This window comes from Pseudomonas brassicacearum, assembly GCF_009601685.2.
Classification (GTDB): Bacteria; Pseudomonadota; Gammaproteobacteria; order Pseudomonadales; family Pseudomonadaceae; genus Aquipseudomonas; species Aquipseudomonas kilonensis_B.
This window is the reverse complement of sequence record NZ_CP045701.2, coordinates 1,022,905-1,039,305: the sequence shown is the minus strand read 5'-3', so window position 1 is coordinate 1,039,305 and position 16,401 is coordinate 1,022,905. Positions and strand designations below refer to the sequence as shown.

At 58.6% G+C, this 16,401-nt stretch carries 14 protein-coding genes; 11 read left to right on the top strand and 3 right to left on the bottom strand.

The annotated features are described in order from the left end of the window. The first annotated feature begins 81 nt into the window (after window positions 1-81). Window positions 82-798: an SIMPL domain-containing protein gene (locus GFU70_RS04375; RefSeq protein ID WP_058545382.1), complete on the top strand. Its 717-nt coding sequence runs from the start codon at window positions 82-84 to the stop codon at window positions 796-798. 309 nt (window positions 799-1,107) lie between these two features. Here the strand turns inward: GFU70_RS04375 and GFU70_RS04370 are convergent, their stop codons facing one another. The 3 genes from GFU70_RS04370 to GFU70_RS04360 all read right to left on the bottom strand — a co-directional run bounded on the left by GFU70_RS04370 (window position 1,108) and on the right by GFU70_RS04360 (window position 2,186). Continuing rightward, entirely contained in the window at window positions 1,108-1,365 is a 258-nt protein-coding gene (locus tag GFU70_RS04370; RefSeq protein WP_153387655.1) for a hypothetical protein, read from the bottom strand. 49 nt (window positions 1,366-1,414) lie between these two features. After that, entirely contained in the window at window positions 1,415-1,660 is a 246-nt protein-coding gene (locus GFU70_RS04365; protein ID WP_153387654.1) for a hypothetical protein, read from the bottom strand. A gap of 133 nt (window positions 1,661-1,793) precedes the next feature. After that, entirely contained in the window at window positions 1,794-2,186 is a 393-nt protein-coding gene (locus tag GFU70_RS04360; RefSeq protein ID WP_058545385.1) for a DUF6124 family protein, read from the bottom strand. Between the two features lie 1,152 nt (window positions 2,187-3,338). Here GFU70_RS04360 and GFU70_RS04355 point away from each other — a divergent pair. The 10 genes from GFU70_RS04355 (at window position 3,339) to GFU70_RS04310 (ending at window position 16,399) form a co-directional block, all read left to right on the top strand. Further along, window positions 3,339-4,121 carry a MarR family transcriptional regulator gene (locus GFU70_RS04355; RefSeq protein WP_081264531.1) on the top strand — a complete coding sequence of 261 codons (783 nt, stop codon included), beginning with the start codon at window positions 3,339-3,341 and terminating at the stop codon, window positions 4,119-4,121. Further along, window positions 4,118-4,822 (top strand): hypothetical protein, encoded by a 705-nt coding sequence (locus tag GFU70_RS04350; RefSeq protein WP_058546767.1) that lies wholly within the window; start codon window positions 4,118-4,120, stop codon window positions 4,820-4,822. Before GFU70_RS04355 ends, GFU70_RS04350 begins: the two co-directional genes overlap by 4 nt. Next, on the top strand, window positions 4,819-5,499 hold the full coding sequence (locus GFU70_RS04345; protein WP_153387653.1) for a serine/threonine protein phosphatase: 681 nt from the start codon (window positions 4,819-4,821) through the stop codon (window positions 5,497-5,499). The genes GFU70_RS04350 and GFU70_RS04345 overlap by 4 nt, the downstream gene beginning before the upstream one ends. 279 nt (window positions 5,500-5,778) lie before the next feature. Beyond that, window positions 5,779-7,380 (top strand): ABC transporter substrate-binding protein, encoded by a 1,602-nt coding sequence (locus GFU70_RS04340; protein WP_058546768.1) that lies wholly within the window; start codon window positions 5,779-5,781, stop codon window positions 7,378-7,380. A gap of 255 nt (window positions 7,381-7,635) precedes the next feature. After that, window positions 7,636-9,261, top strand: a complete 1,626-nt coding sequence (locus GFU70_RS04335; protein WP_058546769.1) for an ABC transporter substrate-binding protein — start codon at window positions 7,636-7,638, stop codon at window positions 9,259-9,261. 305 nt (window positions 9,262-9,566) lie between these two features. Beyond that, a complete protein-coding gene (locus GFU70_RS04330) occupies window positions 9,567-11,168 on the top strand; it encodes an ABC transporter substrate-binding protein (protein WP_116643169.1) in 1,602 nt (533 codons plus the stop codon). Between the two features lie 171 nt (window positions 11,169-11,339). After that, window positions 11,340-12,719, top strand: a complete 1,380-nt coding sequence (locus GFU70_RS04325; protein ID WP_116643170.1) for an OprD family porin — start codon at window positions 11,340-11,342, stop codon at window positions 12,717-12,719. 75 nt (window positions 12,720-12,794) lie between these two features. Continuing rightward, a complete protein-coding gene (locus GFU70_RS04320) occupies window positions 12,795-14,390 on the top strand; it encodes an ABC transporter substrate-binding protein (RefSeq protein ID WP_116643171.1) in 1,596 nt (531 codons plus the stop codon). A 76-nt stretch (window positions 14,391-14,466) separates the two neighbouring features. Continuing rightward, a complete protein-coding gene (locus GFU70_RS04315) occupies window positions 14,467-15,477 on the top strand; it encodes an ABC transporter permease subunit (RefSeq protein ID WP_058546773.1) in 1,011 nt (336 codons plus the stop codon). 10 nt (window positions 15,478-15,487) lie between these two features. Further along, window positions 15,488-16,399, top strand: a complete 912-nt coding sequence (locus tag GFU70_RS04310) for an ABC transporter permease subunit (protein WP_058546774.1) — start codon at window positions 15,488-15,490, stop codon at window positions 16,397-16,399. The last annotated feature ends 2 nt before the right edge of the window (window positions 16,400-16,401 follow it).

Below are 16,401 nucleotides of genomic sequence, written 5' to 3'. Positions count from 1 at the left end.
CGAACCCGCCCATAAAAGCTAGAGTCTTAACGTTCACGCAGGCCCGGACCTCACCCCTGCGCATCATTCCAAGGAGCTTTCATGCACACGTTCAGTCGCCCCGCCGCCCTGCTCGCCCTCAGCCTCGGCACCGTCGCCAGCCTGCCGGCCCTGGCCGCCGACGAGCTTCACTACAACCAGATATCCCTGCGCGCCGAAGCCAGCCAGGAAGTGGCCCGCGACCTGATGATCGTCACCCTCTACACCGAAGAACAGAACACGGACCCGGCCAAACTCGCCGCCGCCGTCAGCACCACGCTGAACAAAGCCATCGGCCAAGCCAAAGAGGTCAAGGACATCAACCTGCGCCAAGGCAGCCGCAACAGCTACCCGATCTACGACAACAAAGGCCAGAAAATCACCGGCTGGCGTGAGCGCGCCGAACTGCGCCTGGAAAGCGCCGACTTCGCCGCCCTGTCCAAACTCACCGGCGAACTGCTGGGCGACCTGAAAATGGGTGGCATGGACTTCGCCATCGCCACCGCTACCCGCCAAAGCAGCGAAGACGCCCTGCTCAAGGACGCCGTCAACGCCTTCAAGGCCCGCGCCCAACTGGCCACCGAAGCCTTGGGCGGCAAGGGTTACAAGATCGTCAACCTGAACTTCAATACCAACGGTTATCCACAACCGTACATGCGCCCGCAGATGATGATGAAAGGGGCTTCGATGGATGCGGAGTCGGTCACGCCTGAAGTGGAAGCGGGTACCAGCAAGGTGACGATGACGGCGGATGGGGTGGTTGAGGTGTTGATGCAGTAATCGATGCGCTGACTGTGCAGCCCAATGAAGCCCTTGTGGCGAGGGGATTTATCCCCGTTGGGCTGCACAGCAGACCCAAACCTGACACCTCGGTGTGTCAGGCAGATGGAGCCCCTGTGCCAACCAAACGTTGCCCCCGCCAACTGAGATCGCTCCACTTCAAAAACTCCAGGCCGATAACGGTATCCTGCTTATCAAAATAAACATGAACCCCTAAGTCATCGTATGCGTCAGTTGGAGCGGTGGAATCTGCAGTTTTAAAAAACGCCTCAAACCGGTTCCCCAATATCGCTCTCGATTTGAGAATGTCTACTTGGTCGCTATCTTCAACAGAGGTACCGCTGCTTGAGCGAGGCGAGCCAGTAAAGAAACATCTTTCATATCTCGCTTGCCATCCTCATTCAAGTCAATTTTTATACGCACGTCGTTATAGACTCCATTCTTTAAAGACGAGGAAACAAAGGTAACGAAATAACACTTTTGATCGGAGTAAAATTCAAACCTGACTTCGGGACAATCGTCACCGTCAAGGTTTCTGAGCGTTATGCGAACTTCTTCGGCAACCATCGCGACACCTCATCCATTGGGTTGCATCGCGCAGCGTAGACCGTGACACTTACTTCAGCATGGCCACGGCGGCTTGAGCGAGCTTGAGGACCAATTTTCTGTCACGCGAATCGAAGTCGCCGTCTCCATCGACGTCACCTTTGACCTCGACCTTGTCGTACCTTCCATCGTTCTTCGAGGACGTAAGATACCTCGCAAACTCGAGTTTCTTTCTGGAATAAAACTCGATCACCATTTCTTTTTTACCGTCGCCCTCAAAGTCTTCAAACGACATGCGAATTTCTTTAGCGGCCATGGTTACGCCCCTTTCGTTGAAAAAATGATTGGGGCATCGCTACTGACGGAACGCGCGCCTGAGTTCACCGTATGATCAAGCGCGCTATCCGTCTACTGTCAGAACTTACAGGTGAATGGCCGTACAGCAATGGTTAACCCTGTACCTCGGCAGAACTGACCGTCGCCTCTAACTGATCCAACGCCTTGTCCACCAGCAACTGGCACAACTCCACCAATTGATGAATCCCCAACGCCACGCTGCGCCGCGTGCCTTCTACTTCGAAAGCCAGGTCCTCGGCCATGGCTTTTATCGAAGCCAGGGTTTCGGAGGTGCTGGTCAGTAGTGTGTCGGCGTCAGCTTTGGCGGTGACGGAAAACAGGCTGTCGATGCGCGGGTCGGTGCTTGATTCTGGAGGTTTTGGGTTGAGGTAATGATTGAGAGCACGCTCGGCGGCGGCGCGGTCTTTGAGTAGGTCTTCGATGGAGTCGAAGCCGGAAAGGGGGTTGGTTTTGTTGAAGGGTGGGTCGGGGACTGACTTATCCATATTCAATTCTCCTGCTTAAAGTTGGAGCCATCCCTGTGTCGTTTCCACGCGACAATAGGTGGCAGCGGTACGTGGGGTGGAAATACCGGTTAGCAGGACCCGGCCAGACGAAGTCTGCCCACGCACAGCCGCCAAGACGCAGTTTGCAGACGAAACCAGACGTCGGCAACACGATGTTCAGCCATGCCACTGCTAAAGGTTCAGGTTTCCACACCCGGTCGCTGATTAGGCAGCGACGTTCAAAGGTTAGAGAGCCCACTTCCGAGCGGCAACCCTAAAAAGCTGTGGGATGTTTCGTTTCAGGACTGGTGATCCCTCCTACACAAATGAATGACCCATCACACTTCCTGGCGCTGCAAACCCCGTGGCGAGGGAGCTTGCTCCCGCTGGGCTGCGCAGCGGCCCCTTTTCAGAGATGTGTGTATATCCGTTTTTTTGGTGACGGCGACTAATGGTTCCGCCCTGACGGCGGCTCACTTTTGAGAAGCGCAAAAGTAAGCAAAACGCTCATGGCCCCACCACTCGGTGCCTCGCTTAGGCTCGGCATGCCTGAACGAAGGCATTGCTCCGTGGGCCGCCGCGAAGGGCCATCCATGGCCCAGCGCGGTTAACCCGGCATCCATGCCGGGTTGCCCACTGCGCAATACCTTCGTTCAGCCAGCGTGGTTAACGGGGCACCCCAGATCAACGTCCGCCACGAGGCGGCCTAGTAGCCGACCTGACTCTTGGTGAGACCGCGTTTCTCCTGTGGGAGCAAAGCTTGCTCGCGATGGCGGTGGTTCAGTCACATGGATGTTGAGCTTACTGGCCTCATCGCGAGCAAGCTCGCTCCCACAATTTGGGTTGGGGACAGCCGAAGAAACAGGCCGGCTGTAAGGCCGCCTCGCGAGCAAGCTTTGCTCCCACAGATCCTGCTCAAACAGATCTGATGGGTGTACGACCGGGAGAACCAGGTCGGCTACTAGGCCGCCTCGCGATGGACGTTGATCTGAGGCTCCCCGTTAACCATGCCTGCGCTCGGGCACACCGAGCCTAGGCGAAGTGCCGAGTAGTGGGGGCAGGTAGCGTTTTGGTTACTTTTCCGCTTCTCGCCCTAAAATAATATTTGACATCATAAAAAACAGTGAGCAACACTTGTCCACATTTTATGGAATGTGGACAAACAGAGATTTAACCGACGTGAAAAGTCAAGATATTTTGCTCATGTACAAAATGACCAGCCTTCACGCGCAGGAGGAAGTGTCTCCGACAGGCAGCCAAACAGTGGCATGGGGCGGCTTATCCCAGATTGACTTACTGCCGGATGACTACAGCCCTGAGCCAACATTCATCACCGCCCCGCCGCCTGAAAAACCCTGGGACAACTTAGAGCTCGCCATAAAACGCATCATCGACGCAGACTCGTTCCAGTGGGAAGGCTGGGACGCCGACGATAATCTTTCCCAGAAAAGGACCGCCGCCAAATGGGAAGACCGCTACACCCTCAGAGCCCTGGCTGAATCCTTGGGCTTGAGCAAAAGCGAGATATCGAACTCGATCGCCCGGTGCCGGGAGGCTGGACTGGTAACAAACGACTATGAAACCTCCTTGCCCAAAGTGAATCGCCTGGCGCTTTTAAAGATTACCGAGCACGCGCTGAAGTACTTTTTCCCTGTCAAGCCTGGCGCCCTGGCGCGCGGAATTCCAACAGGCTTTGCATCACCGGTGCTGTCCAAACACCTTAAAAGCGTCGGCGGGAATATCCATGTCTGGCCCGACCCACACGGCACAGAACGCGGCCAAACCATCGAACCGATTTATAAGACAGTGCCGGAAGCCGTGAAGAACGACCGAACCCTCTATCACTACTTGGCCTTGGTGGACTCAATACGGTTGGGCGGACCTCGCGAAACCAGCGTCGCCATTCAACTGCTTAAAAAAGGGATGGGCCTTTGAGCATTGCCTCCGATCACAACTACGAGATGTTGAGTGCCGTCGCACTGGGATTGGGTGACGAGCTTTTAAAAGAGGTCGCCTTCGTTGGCGGCTCGACCACCTGGCTTCTGTGTACTGACGACATTGTGCTGGACGATATTCGCAGCACTGACGACGTGGACCTGGTGATTGAGCTAGGAGGCATCGCTGACTGGCAAAGACTGACAGAGCGCTTGGCCAATAAGGGTTTCAAGATTACCGCCGAGTACAGCGACGTAACGTGCCGGTTCAAGTTCAACGATGTGATCGTCGACGTGATGCCCTCCGTGAAGGAGGTGCTCGGTTATGAAAACCGCTGGTTTGTGGACGGCCTGGCGAACGCAGACACCTTCACGCTGCCCAGCGGGATTGCGATCAAAATTTTCAAACCCGCCTACTTTATCGCGACCAAGCTCGAAGCATTCAAAGGCCGCGGCAACGGCGATGCCTACCACAAAGATGTCGAGGATATCGTTCTCGTCATAGACGGCCGAGAGAGTTTGCTGGAGGAGGTTCGCCAGGCAGATCAGGCACTACGAACGTATGTTGCGACCGGCATCACCGAGCTGCTGGCACTCAATTCACTGGATTATGTAATACAAAGCTTCCATTCCGTCAGCGCAAACCCAGGCCGAGGCAAACTGATTTATCAGCGCCTGAAACAGTTGGGCGACATCCAATGATTCACTCAGCCAGGTCGATTAAAGGTCGGGCAAGAGATGAAAACCGAGACGGTGTAGGAGCAAGGTTCGACGGAGCACGAGGACTGCTTGTCGTCGTAGACGGCACGTCAAGACCAGGCAGTGGCCTGCTCGCACAGGCGCTGGTCGATCAAATACTCACACTGTATTTCGAGAAAGTCGCACAGGGTTGTTCGGATAACAGCCATGAAGAAGCGGCGGCGTTACTCAAGGAGGTATTGAATGACGTACACGAGCAACTCTTTTCAACAGCCTTCACAGGGTCAGCGAGCTATCTGGTCGGTGTAGCCGCTGCAGGACTTCTCACCATCGCTTACGAAGGCGACTGCTGCGCCGGCATTGTTTCTTCAAACCGCCCGATCACCTGGTTCACAGCACCTCACTGTCTTGCCAACTGGAAGCGCGATCGTGACCACCGACAACTGGCAGCAGATCCAGGCCGGCATCGGATAAGCCGGTGTTTCAAAGCACGGAATAGACCAGATCCCGAGATTGTCACAAGGACGACCATTGGAGGTGAAAAACTGGCTTTTGCAACCGATGGCTTTTGGGCTGACTTGAGCGATGTGACACAGGCCCAGTTGCTTGGATCTGAGCTGTTAAGCCCCCTCCTTATCGATGACGACGTCTCCTGGATAGTCGTTCAAATCCCCGCTTAACAATCAACTCATTTGGGCCGCCTTCGCGAGCAAGCCCGCACACACTTGGATCGGGGGTACAGCCGGGAGAGCCAGGTCGGCTATAAGGCCGCCTCGCGAGCAAGCTTTGCTCCCACAGACCTGACGGGTGTACGACCGGGAGCGCCAGGTCGGCTGTAAAGCCGCCTCGTCCAAGAGGCTATACCCAAACCCAACGGTCCCCCTCACTTTTCGATATTTCCAACACCCCTGCCCACAACGCTACTCTCCTGAAAAACCTCACCACCCCCAAGGGATTTCATGGACAGAACCACCTTCAAGCCCCTCCTGCTGACCCTGGCCCTGATCAGCAGCGCCCCAATGGCCCAGGCCGCCACCACCCTGGTCTACTGCTCCGAAGCCAGCCCCGCCGGGTTCGATCCCAGCCAATACACCAGCGGCACCGACTTCGACGCCTCAGCCGAAACCGTCTTCAACCGCCTCACCCAATTCAAGCGCGGCGGCACCGAGGTCGAACCCGGATTGGCGACGAGCTGGGAGGTGTCCCCCGATGGCCTGGCCTACACCTTCCACCTGCGCGACGGGGTGAAATTCCACACCACCGACTACTTCACCCCCACCCGCGAGTTCAACGCCGACGACGTGCTGTTCACCTTCCAGCGCCTGCTCGACCCACAACACCCGTTTCGCCAGGCCTACCCCACCGAGTCGCCGTACTTCACCGACATGGGCCTGAACACTACGATCAAGAGCGTTGAAAAAGTCGACGAACACACCGTGCGCTTCAACCTGAACAACGTCGACGCCGCCTTCGTACAGAACCTGGCGATGAGTTTTGCCTCCGTGCAATCAGCCGAATATGCCGCGCAGTTGCTCAAACAAGGCAAGGCCGGCGACCTCAACCAGAAACCCGTTGGCACCGGGCCGTTCATGTTCAAGCGCTACCTGAAGGACTCGCAGATCCGCTACGCCGCCAACACTGCGTACTGGAAACCCGAGGACGTGAAGCTCGACAACCTGATCTTTTCCATCACCCCCGACGCCGCCGTGCGCCTGCAAAAGCTCAAGCGTGGCGAATGCCAGGTCAGTGGTTATCCGCGTCCGGCCGACATCGAGGTAATCGAGCAAGACCCCAACCTGCAAGTGCTCAAGCAGCCCGGTTTCAACCTGGGCTTTTTGGCCTACAACGTCACGCATCCGCCTTTGGATCAGCTCAAGGTCCGCCAGGCGCTGGACATGGCCATCGATAAGCCGGCAATCATCAAGGCCGTGTACCAGAGCGCCGGGCAGCTGGCGCAAAACGCGTTGCCGCCGGCCCAGTGGTCGTTCGACCCGACCATCCAGGACGCGCCTCATGACGTGACCAAGGCCAAGGCGCTACTCAAGGAAGCCGGGGTTGCGCCGGGTACCACCATCGATTTATGGGCGATGACGGTGCAGCGCGCCTCCAACCCCAATGCGCGAATGTCTGCGCAGATGATCCAGCAGGATTGGGCCAAGATTGGGATCAAGGCCAACATCGTCAGTTATGAATGGGGCGAGTACATCAAGCGTGCAAAAAATGGCGAACATGATGCAATGATTTACGGCTGGACCGGCGACAACGGCGACCCCGACAACTGGCTGGGGGTGCTGTACAGCTGTGCGGCGGTCAAGGGCAGCAACTACGCCAAGTGGTGCGACCCGGCGTATGACCGCTTGATCCAGCAGGCCAAAGTCTCGACAGACCGCCAGAAACGGATCGATTTGTATCAACAAGCGCAGAAAATCCTCAAGCAACAGGTGCCGATCACCCCGATCGCCAATTCCACGGTATTCCAGCCGATAAACAGGCAGGTGGTGGATTTCAAACTCAGCCCCTTCGGCCTTACACCCTTCTACGGCGTGGGTTTGAAGAAGTAATACCCGCCCCTTCCCGGTGCGCCAGCGCCACGCGGCGCACCGGGAAAGAGCGCAATCAGCCCCAAAAAAACACGCGCAAACGATCAAATGCGTCAGAAGTTACACAGATGCGACATTAAGGTACGTCCGTGCCACTGTTTCAGGCTTGTAACGGCTCTGGATCTTGCATTGGGTATGGGGCCTGCATAAGTATCCGCAGGACGACTCACGAGGTCGCCCTCAAATCCAAAAATGACAACAAATCATGAGGCCAACATGCTTAAACAAGCGGTCATTCCGTTTTTAGTCGGCGCAAGCTTACTAGCCAGCGCTCCTTTCGCTTCCGCCGCGACTAACCTGGTGTTCTGCTCCGAAGGGAGCCCGGCCGGTTTTGACCCTGGTCAGTACACCACCGGAACCGACTTCGACGCCTCTGCAGAGACCATGTTCAACCGCCTGACCCAGTTCGAACGTGGCGGCACCGCCGTGATTCCTGGCCTGGCGACCAAGTGGGATATTTCCGACGACGGCCTGACCTATACCTTCCACCTGCGTGAAGGCGTCAAGTTCCACACCACCCCGTATTTCAAGCCGACCCGCGAGTTCAACGCCGACGACGTGCTGTTCACCTTCAATCGCATGATCAACAAGGACGACCCGTTCCGTAAGGCCTACCCGACCGAGTTCCCGTACTTCACCGACATGGGGATGGACACCAACATCACCAAGATCGATAAAGTCGACGACCACACCGTCAAGTTCACCCTCAAGGATGTCGACGCCGCGTTCATCCAGAACATGGCCATGAGCTTCGCCTCGATCCAGTCCGCCGAATACGCCGCCCAACTGCTCAAGGAAGGCAAGGCCTCCGACATCAACCAGAAGCCGATCGGCACCGGCCCGTTCGTGTTCAAGAGCTACCAGAAAGACTCCAACATCCGCTACACCGGGAACAAGAACTACTGGAAGCCTGAAGACGTGAAGATCGACAATCTGATCTTCGCCATCACCACCGACCCGTCGGTGCGCATGCAAAAGCTCAAGAAAAACGAATGCCAGATCACCCTCTTCCCACGCCCGGCCGACCTCAAGTCCCTGAAGGAAGATAAAGCGCTGAAGATGCCTGACCAGGCGGGTTTCAACCTGGGCTACATCGCTTACAACGTGATGGACAAGATCAAGGGCAGCAATGAGCCAAACATTCTGGCCGACCTGAAAGTTCGCCAGGCGCTGGACATGTCGGTCAACAAGCCGCAGATCATCGATTCGGTCTACCAGGGCGCTGGCCAACTGGCGGTCAACGCCATGCCGCCGACCCAATGGTCCTACGACACCACCATCAAGGACGCCAAGTACGACCCTGAGAAAGCCAAGGAGCTGCTCAAGGAAGCCGGCGTCAAGGAAGGCACCAACATCACCCTGTGGGCGATGCCGGTCCAGCGTCCGTACAACCCGAACGCCAAGCTGATGGCCGAGATGCTGCAGTCCGACTGGAAGAAAATCGGCCTGAACGTCAACATCGTCAGCTACGAATGGGGCGAGTACATCAAGCGTTCCAAAGGCGGCGAGAACCAGGCGATGATCATCGGCTGGAGCGGTGACAACGGTGACCCGGACAACTGGCTCAACGTGCTGTTCGGCTGCGACTCGCTGGCCGGCAACAACTTCTCCAAATGGTGCGACAAGAAATTCGACGGTCTGGTCAAGGAAGCCAAGCGCACCACCGACCAAGCCAAGCGCACCGAACTGTACAAACAGGCACAACACGTCCTCAAGGATGCCGTGCCAATGACACCTATCGCTCACTCGACGGTGTATCAACCCATGCGCGCCAACGTGCAGGATTTCAAGATCAGCCCATTTGGCTTGAACTCCTTCTACGGCGTCAGCGTCAGCAAATAAAGACAGGCAACGGCGGCGTCCTCAACGTCGCCGTTGCTGTATCTGCCGAGACCAAGACTCAGGAAATCGCCTACATCCAAAAGCACTGCGTACCACAGCAGTTGGTTTAGGACGTATCGCCTTTTCCCACAAGTCTTTCAGGCATTACGCATTTACCGCCTGGCCCACGACTCCTACCGTCGAGGCCTGGACGGCTTGCCAACCCTGCGGCATCGCTACGCAATGGAATGAGCTCAGTGCTCCGGACCTGTCCCCGGAAGGACACCGGTTCACTGTTAAACACCCCGAACGAGAGAGGGAGCGTCATGCGCCATACCTTGGTTTTATCCGCATTGCTGGGCACCGGCCTGCTGGCCGCCACATCCGCAGCCCAGGCCGCTGGCGGCAGCCTGGTGTTCTGTTCCGAAGGCAGCCCCGCCGGCTTCGACACCGCGCAATACACCACGGCCACCGACAACGATGCCGCCGAGCCGCTGTACAACCGCCTGGCCGAGTTTGAAAAAGGCGCGACCAATGTCGTCCCAGGCCTGGCGACCCGTTGGGACATTTCCGAAGACGGCCTGACGTACACGTTTCACCTGCGCGAAGGCGTGAAGTTTCATACCACCGACTACTTCACACCGACCCGGGATTTCAACGCCGACGACGTGCTGTTCACCTTCAACCGCATGCTTGACCCGCAGCATCCGTTCCGCAAGGCCTACCCCACCGAGTTCCCGTACTTCAACGGCATGAGCCTGAACAAGAACATCGCCAAGGTGGAAGCGACCGGGCCGCTGACCGTGGTCATGACCCTCAACAGCGTGGACGCCGCGTTCATCCAGAACATCGCCATGAGTTTTGCCGCGATCCTGTCGGCCGAGTACGCCGAGCAGTTGCTCAAGAACGGCAAGCCGAGCGACATCAACCAGAAGCCGATCGGCACCGGGCCGTTCGAGTTCAAGAGCTACCAGAAAGACTCCAACATCCGCTACGTCGCCAACAAGCAGTACTGGGCGCCGGAACGGGTCAAGCTGAACAACCTGATCTTCTCCATCAACACCGACGCCTCGGTGCGGGTGCAGAAGCTCAAGGCCAACGAATGCCAGGTCACCCTGCATCCGCGTCCGGCCGATGTGCCGGCCTTGAAGAACGACCCCAAGCTGCAGTTGATCGAGAAGCCCGGCTTCAACCTGGGCTACATCGCCTATAACACTCGCCACAAGCCGTTCGACCAGGTCGAAGTGCGCCAGGCGCTGGACATGGCGGTGAACAAGCAAAGCATTCTCAATGCCGTGTACCAGGGCGCGGGGCAACTGGCGCAGAACGCCATGCCGCCAACCCAATGGTCCTACGACGACACCATCAAGGACGTTCCCTACAACCCGGAAAAAGCCAAGCAATTGCTCAAGGCCGCCGGGGTCAAGGAAGGCACCGAAATCACCCTCTGGGCCATGCCGGTACAACGCCCGTACAACCCCAACGCCAAGCTGATGGCCGAAATGCTTCAGGCTGACTGGGCCAAGATCGGTCTGAAGGTGAAGATCGTCAGCTATGAATGGGGCGAGTACATCAAGCGCACCAAGAACGGCGAGCACGACATCAGCCTGATCGGCTGGACCGGTGACAACGGGGACCCGGACAACTGGTTGGGCACGCTGTACAGCTGCGACGCCATTGGCGGCAACAACTACTCCATGTGGTGTGACCAGGACTACGACAAGCTGATCAAGCAGGCCAAGGTCGTTACCGACCGCGACCAGCGCACCGTGCTCTACAAACAGGCCCAGCAGTTGCTCAAGCAGCAAGTGCCGATCACCCCTGTCGCCCACTCGACGGTCAACCAGCCGCTGAGTGCCAAAGTCGAAGGGTTCAAAGTCAGCCCCTTCGGTCGCAACGTGTTCTCGGGCGTCAGCCTGAACCCATAACCGCCTAGCTGCACAGCGAGGGCTTCCCAGGAAGCCCTCACGCAGACGTCTTGCCTGAATTCGCCGATCAGGCGCCATGCAAACGTTTGCTAGCTGTGAATGAGTTGCAAAAACCAATAGCCGTATCACCAAAAAAGAACGGCATTAAAAGAAAGAAAAGGAGCTTTATCCATGAAACTGAGCAGCACCGCGTTACTGGCCTTGGCCATCAGCAGCGTCACGGCCACGGCCTACGCAGAATCGCAGAGCCAGGCGTTCAATCCGGTGACCGTCAAGACCACCAGCGCTCAATCCGAAGCCACCGGCTTCGTAGAAGGCCAGTCGGTCAGTGGCAGCACTCGCAACTGGTATTCCAACGAACTGAAACGCCGCGGCGGCGCCTTCAGCTACACGCGCGACGGTGTTGATCGCAGCGATTCGCGCCGGACCAACTGGGTCCAGGGCACCATCCTGAACTACACCTCCGGCTTCACCCAAGGCACCGTTGGCTTCAGCACCGAAGTCGCGGCCTATAACGCTATCGCGTTGCTCGGTGATCACGATGACATCATGGGCGGTTCCAACCGTACCCTGGCGCACTCCGATGGCGACGCCGTCGACCAGTGGAGCAAACTGGGCCTGGCGAACGTCAAGGCACGCGTTTCCAACACCACCCTGACCGCCGGTCGTCAAAACTTCAGCAGCCCGATGGTCGACGTGATCGGTAACCGCGCCCTGCCTTCGAGCTTCCAGGGCGTGAGCCTGCACAGCGAAGAGCTGGAAAACCTGGCATTCGACGTCGCGACCTTCGACCGTAACTCTCCCCGTACCGAGCAAAGCCTCGCCAAGTTCCGCTCCGAATACGGCAGCTCCTCGGCCGAAGCTGATCATGTGAACACCGCCGGTATCACTTACCAGCCGTTCGCCAGCCTCACCACCAGCCTGTGGGGCACCCAGGCCGAAGACCTGTGGAACCAATACTACTTCGGCGCCAGCCACGTATTGGGCGACAGCTCGGTACTGAGCCTGACCACCGGCCTGAACTACTACAGGACTGTGGACTCGGGCAAAAGCAAACTGGGTGATATCGACAACAATACCTACTCCCTGTCGTTCGGGCTGACTCACCAGGCCCACAGCCTGACGTTCTCGTACCAGGAAGTGGACGGTAACGAGTACTTCGACTACCTGCACGAAACCAACGGCATCTACCTGGCCAACTCCCTGCTGTCGGACTTCAACGGCCCGAACGAGAAATCCTTCCAGATCGCCTATGGCCTGAACATGGCTGAATACGGCGTGCCAGGCCTGAAGTTCAACATCTACCAGGCTCGCGGCTGGGGCATCGATGGTACGCATTACAACAGCACCGGCTATACCGATGTGAAAGCCATGGACGGTGAACATCACTACGAATACGGCATCGGTGCGTCTTACGCCGTACAAAGCGGCCCGCTGAAAGCCACCGCGGTACGCGCCACTTACACCACGCACCGCGCCAGCGAAAACCAGGCCGACGGCAGCGTCAACGAGTTCCGCCTGGTCACCACCATCCCGTTCAACATTCTCTAAACTGCCACCGGGCGGTCGACTCACAAGGTTGACCGTCCGGTCTTTTGCCAATTACCCGATTGCAGAGGATTGACGATGAACATGATTCCCCTACGCGCCGCCATCGCCGCCGCATTGCTGAGCGTTGCCGTTGGCGCCACGGCCAAACCCCTGGTGGTTTGCACAGAAGCCAGCCCGGAAGGCTTCGACATGGTCCAGTACACGACTGCAGTCACCGCCGACGCCGTGGCGGAAACCATTTTCAATCGCCTGGCCGATTTCAAGCCCGGCACCACCGAAGTGATTCCGGCCCTGGCCGAATCCTGGGACATCAGTGACGATGGCCTGACGTACACCTTCCACCTGCGCAAGGGCGTCAAGTTCCACACCACCGACTACTTCAAGCCGACCCGCGAAATGAACGCCGACGACGTGGTCTGGAGCTTCCAGCGCCAGCTGGACCCGAATCACCCGTGGCACAAACTGTCGAGCGTGGGCTTCCCCTACTTTGAAAGCATGGGCTTCAAGGAACTGCTCAAGAGCGTCGAGAAAGTCGACGAGCACACGGTCAAGTTCACCCTGACCCGCCGCGAAGCACCGTTCCTGGCCGACATCGCCATGGCCTTCTCCTCGATCTACCCGGCCGAATACGCCGATCAGTTGCTCAAGGCAGGCAAGGCCGGCGACCTCAACAGCAAGCCGATCGGCACCGGCCCGTTCATCTTCCAGCGCTACAGCAAGGACGCCCAGGTGCGCTTCAAGGCCAACCCGGACTACTTCCGTGGCAAGCCGCCAGCCGATGCGCTGATACTGGCGATCGCCACCGACAACAACGTGCGCATGCAGAAACTCAAGACCAACGAGTGCCAGATCGCGCTGTACCCCAAACCCGATGACATCCCCAGCATCAAGAAAGACCCGAACCTGAAGGTCGCCGAGCTGGATGCGATGACCGTCTCCTACACCGCCCTGAACACCAGCCACAAATACATGAGCGATGTGCGGGTGCGCAAAGCCATCGACCTGGCCTTCGACAAGGAAGCCTACGTCAACGCGCTGTTCGGCAAGGGCAACGCCACCGTGGCGGTCAACCCGTACCCGCCGACCCTGCTGGGCTTCAACCACGACTTGAAGAACCCGACCCGCGACCTGGACAAAGCCCGTCAGTTGCTCAAGGAAGCCGGCGTGCCGGAAGGCACCGTGTTCACCCTGTTCACGCGCAACGGCGGCGGCCCGACCAACCCCAACCCGATGCTCGGCGCGCAGATGATGCAGGCGGACCTGGCGAAAGTCGGAATCAAGGTCGACATCCGCGTGATGGAATGGGGCGAAATGCTCAAGCGCGCGAAAAACGGCGAGCACGACATGGTCTCCGCCGGATGGGCGGGCGACAACGGTGACCCGGATAACTTCCTGACGCCTATGCTCAGTTGCGAGGCCGCCAAGAACGGCGAAAACTACGCGCGCTGGTGCAACGAGAAATTCCAGGCGCTGATCGACGAGGCACGCGCCACAGTGAACCCCGAGGAACGCGCCAAGCTCTATGAACAGGCCCAGGTGATTTTCAACCAGGACCAGCCTTGGATCAGCATGGCCCACACTCGCATGTTCACGGCAATGCGCAACAACGTAGAGGGCTACGTGATTAGCCCGCTCACCACCAATAACTTCGCCACCACCCAGGTGAAGTAGATAAGAAAACGCCTGGCAACCCTTGACCCCAAGGGCTACCGGGCACGCCTAACCGGCTGATGAGGTACACCTGAAGATGTTTAGTTTTATTGCCCGCCGACTGGGATTATTGATCCCCACGTTCTTCGGCATCACCTTGCTGACCTTCGCGTTGATTCGCATGATCCCCGGCGACCCCGTGGAAGTGATGATGGGCGAACGTCGGGTCGATCCCGAAATGCATGCACAGGCAATGGAACGCCTTGGCCTCAACAAACCGCTGTATGCCCAGTACCTGGACTACATCGGCAAACTGGCCCACGGCGATCTCGGCGAATCGCTGCGTACCCGTGAAAGCGTATGGACCGAGTTCAGCTCGCTGTTCCCCGCGACCCTGGAGCTGTCCATGGCCGCGCTGTTGTTCGCCGGTATCCTGGGCCTGCTGGCCGGGGTGATCGCGGCACTCAAGCGAGGGTCCCTGTTCGACCATGGGGTGATGGGTATCTCCCTGGCGGGATACTCGATGCCGATCTTCTGGTGGGGCCTGATCCTGATCATGTTCTTCTCGGTGTCCCTCGGTTGGACCCCGGTATCGGGACGGATCGACCTGCTCTACGACATCGAGCCGAAAACCGGCTTCATGCTGATCGACACCCTGCTGGCCGATGAGCCGGGCGCGTTTCTCGATGCGCTGCACCACCTGATCCTGCCGGCCATCGTGCTGGGCACCATTCCGCTGGCGGTGATCGCCCGCATGACCCGCTCCTCGATGCTCGAAGTGCTGCGCGAAGACTACATCCGCACCGCCCGCGCCAAGGGCCTATCGCCTTCGCGCGTGGTGTTCGTGCATGGCCTGCGCAACGCGCTGATCCCGGTGCTGACCGTGGTCGGCCTGCAAGTCGGCACGCTGCTGGCCGGCGCGGTGCTGACCGAAACGATCTTCTCCTGGCCGGGCATCGGCAAGTGGCTGATCGAAGCCATTGGCGCCCGGGACTATCCCGTGGTGCAGAACGGCATCCTGTTAATCGCCTGCCTGGTGATTCTGGTCAACTTCGTCGTGGACGTCCTCTACGGCTTTGCCAACCCACGCATCCGTCACCAGCGCTGAGATCAAAACCATGAGTACTCCAACTACCGCGGTAGCAGTCGATCAAAGCCTGCTGTACCCGTCCCCGTACAAAGAATTCTGGCACGCGTTTTCCCGCAACAAGGGCGCCGTGGCCGGGCTGCTGTTCATGACCCTGATCGTGTTCTGCGCGATCTTCGCCCCGTGGGTCGCGCCTCACGACCCGAGCGAGCAATACCGCGACTTCCTGCTGACGCCACCGGTGTGGCTTGAGGGCGGGCAAATCCAGTTCCTGCTGGGCACCGACGAACTGGGCCGCGATTTGCTCTCGCGCCTGATCCAGGGTTCGCGCCTGTCGCTGCTGATCGGCTTGTCGTCGGTGGTGATGTCGCTGATCCCGGGCATCCTGCTGGGGCTGTTCGCCGGGTTCTTCCCACGCCTGCTCGGCCCGACCATCATGCGCCTGATGGACATCATGCTGGCCCTGCCTTCGCTGCTGCTGGCCGTGGCGATTGTCGCCATCCTCGGCCCTGGCCTGATCAATACCGTGATCGCCATCGCCATTGTCTCGCTGCCGTCCTACGTGCGCCTGACCCGCGCCGCCGTGATGGGCGAGCTGAACCGCGACTACGTGACCGCCGCCCGCCTGGCCGGTGCCGGCCTGCCACGCCTGATGTTCATCACCGTGCTGCCCAACTGCATGGCACCGCTGATCGTCCAGGCGACGCTGAGCTTTTCCTCGGCGATCCTCGACGCCGCCGCCCTGGGCTTCCTCGGCCTCGGCGTCCAGCCGCCCACCCCGGAGTGGGGCACCATGCTGGCCTCGGCCCGCGACTACATCGAACGCGCCTGGTGGGTCGTGAGCCTGCCTGGCTTGACCATTTTGCTCAGCGTGCTGGCAATCAACCTGATGGGCGACGGGCTGCGCGATGCGCTGGACCCGAAACTCAAGAATGCCGCCTGAGG

What these genes read in the sequence shown, in the direction of transcription:
- GFU70_RS04335 (WP_058546769.1), top strand. Translation starts at nt 7,636, where the DNA reads ATGCTTAAACAAGCGGTCATTCCGTTTTTAGTCGGCGCAAGCTTACTA.
- GFU70_RS04345 (WP_153387653.1), top strand. Translation starts at nt 4,819, where the DNA reads ATGATTCACTCAGCCAGGTCGATTAAAGGTCGGGCAAGAGATGAAAAC.
- GFU70_RS04310 (WP_058546774.1), top strand. Translation starts at nt 15,488, where the DNA reads ATGAGTACTCCAACTACCGCGGTAGCAGTCGATCAAAGCCTGCTGTAC.
- GFU70_RS04340 (WP_058546768.1), top strand. Translation starts at nt 5,779, where the DNA reads ATGGACAGAACCACCTTCAAGCCCCTCCTGCTGACCCTGGCCCTGATC.
- GFU70_RS04365 (WP_153387654.1), bottom strand. Translation starts at nt 1,660, where the DNA reads ATGGCCGCTAAAGAAATTCGCATGTCGTTTGAAGACTTTGAGGGCGAC.
- GFU70_RS04370 (WP_153387655.1), bottom strand. Translation starts at nt 1,365, where the DNA reads ATGGTTGCCGAAGAAGTTCGCATAACGCTCAGAAACCTTGACGGTGAC.
- GFU70_RS04330 (WP_116643169.1), top strand. Translation starts at nt 9,567, where the DNA reads ATGCGCCATACCTTGGTTTTATCCGCATTGCTGGGCACCGGCCTGCTG.
- GFU70_RS04320 (WP_116643171.1), top strand. Translation starts at nt 12,795, where the DNA reads ATGAACATGATTCCCCTACGCGCCGCCATCGCCGCCGCATTGCTGAGC.
- GFU70_RS04325 (WP_116643170.1), top strand. Translation starts at nt 11,340, where the DNA reads ATGAAACTGAGCAGCACCGCGTTACTGGCCTTGGCCATCAGCAGCGTC.
- GFU70_RS04315 (WP_058546773.1), top strand. Translation starts at nt 14,467, where the DNA reads ATGTTTAGTTTTATTGCCCGCCGACTGGGATTATTGATCCCCACGTTC.
- GFU70_RS04360 (WP_058545385.1), bottom strand. Translation starts at nt 2,186, where the DNA reads ATGGATAAGTCAGTCCCCGACCCACCCTTCAACAAAACCAACCCCCTT.
- GFU70_RS04375 (WP_058545382.1), top strand. Translation starts at nt 82, where the DNA reads ATGCACACGTTCAGTCGCCCCGCCGCCCTGCTCGCCCTCAGCCTCGGC.
- GFU70_RS04355 (WP_081264531.1), top strand. Translation starts at nt 3,339, where the DNA reads ATGTGGACAAACAGAGATTTAACCGACGTGAAAAGTCAAGATATTTTG.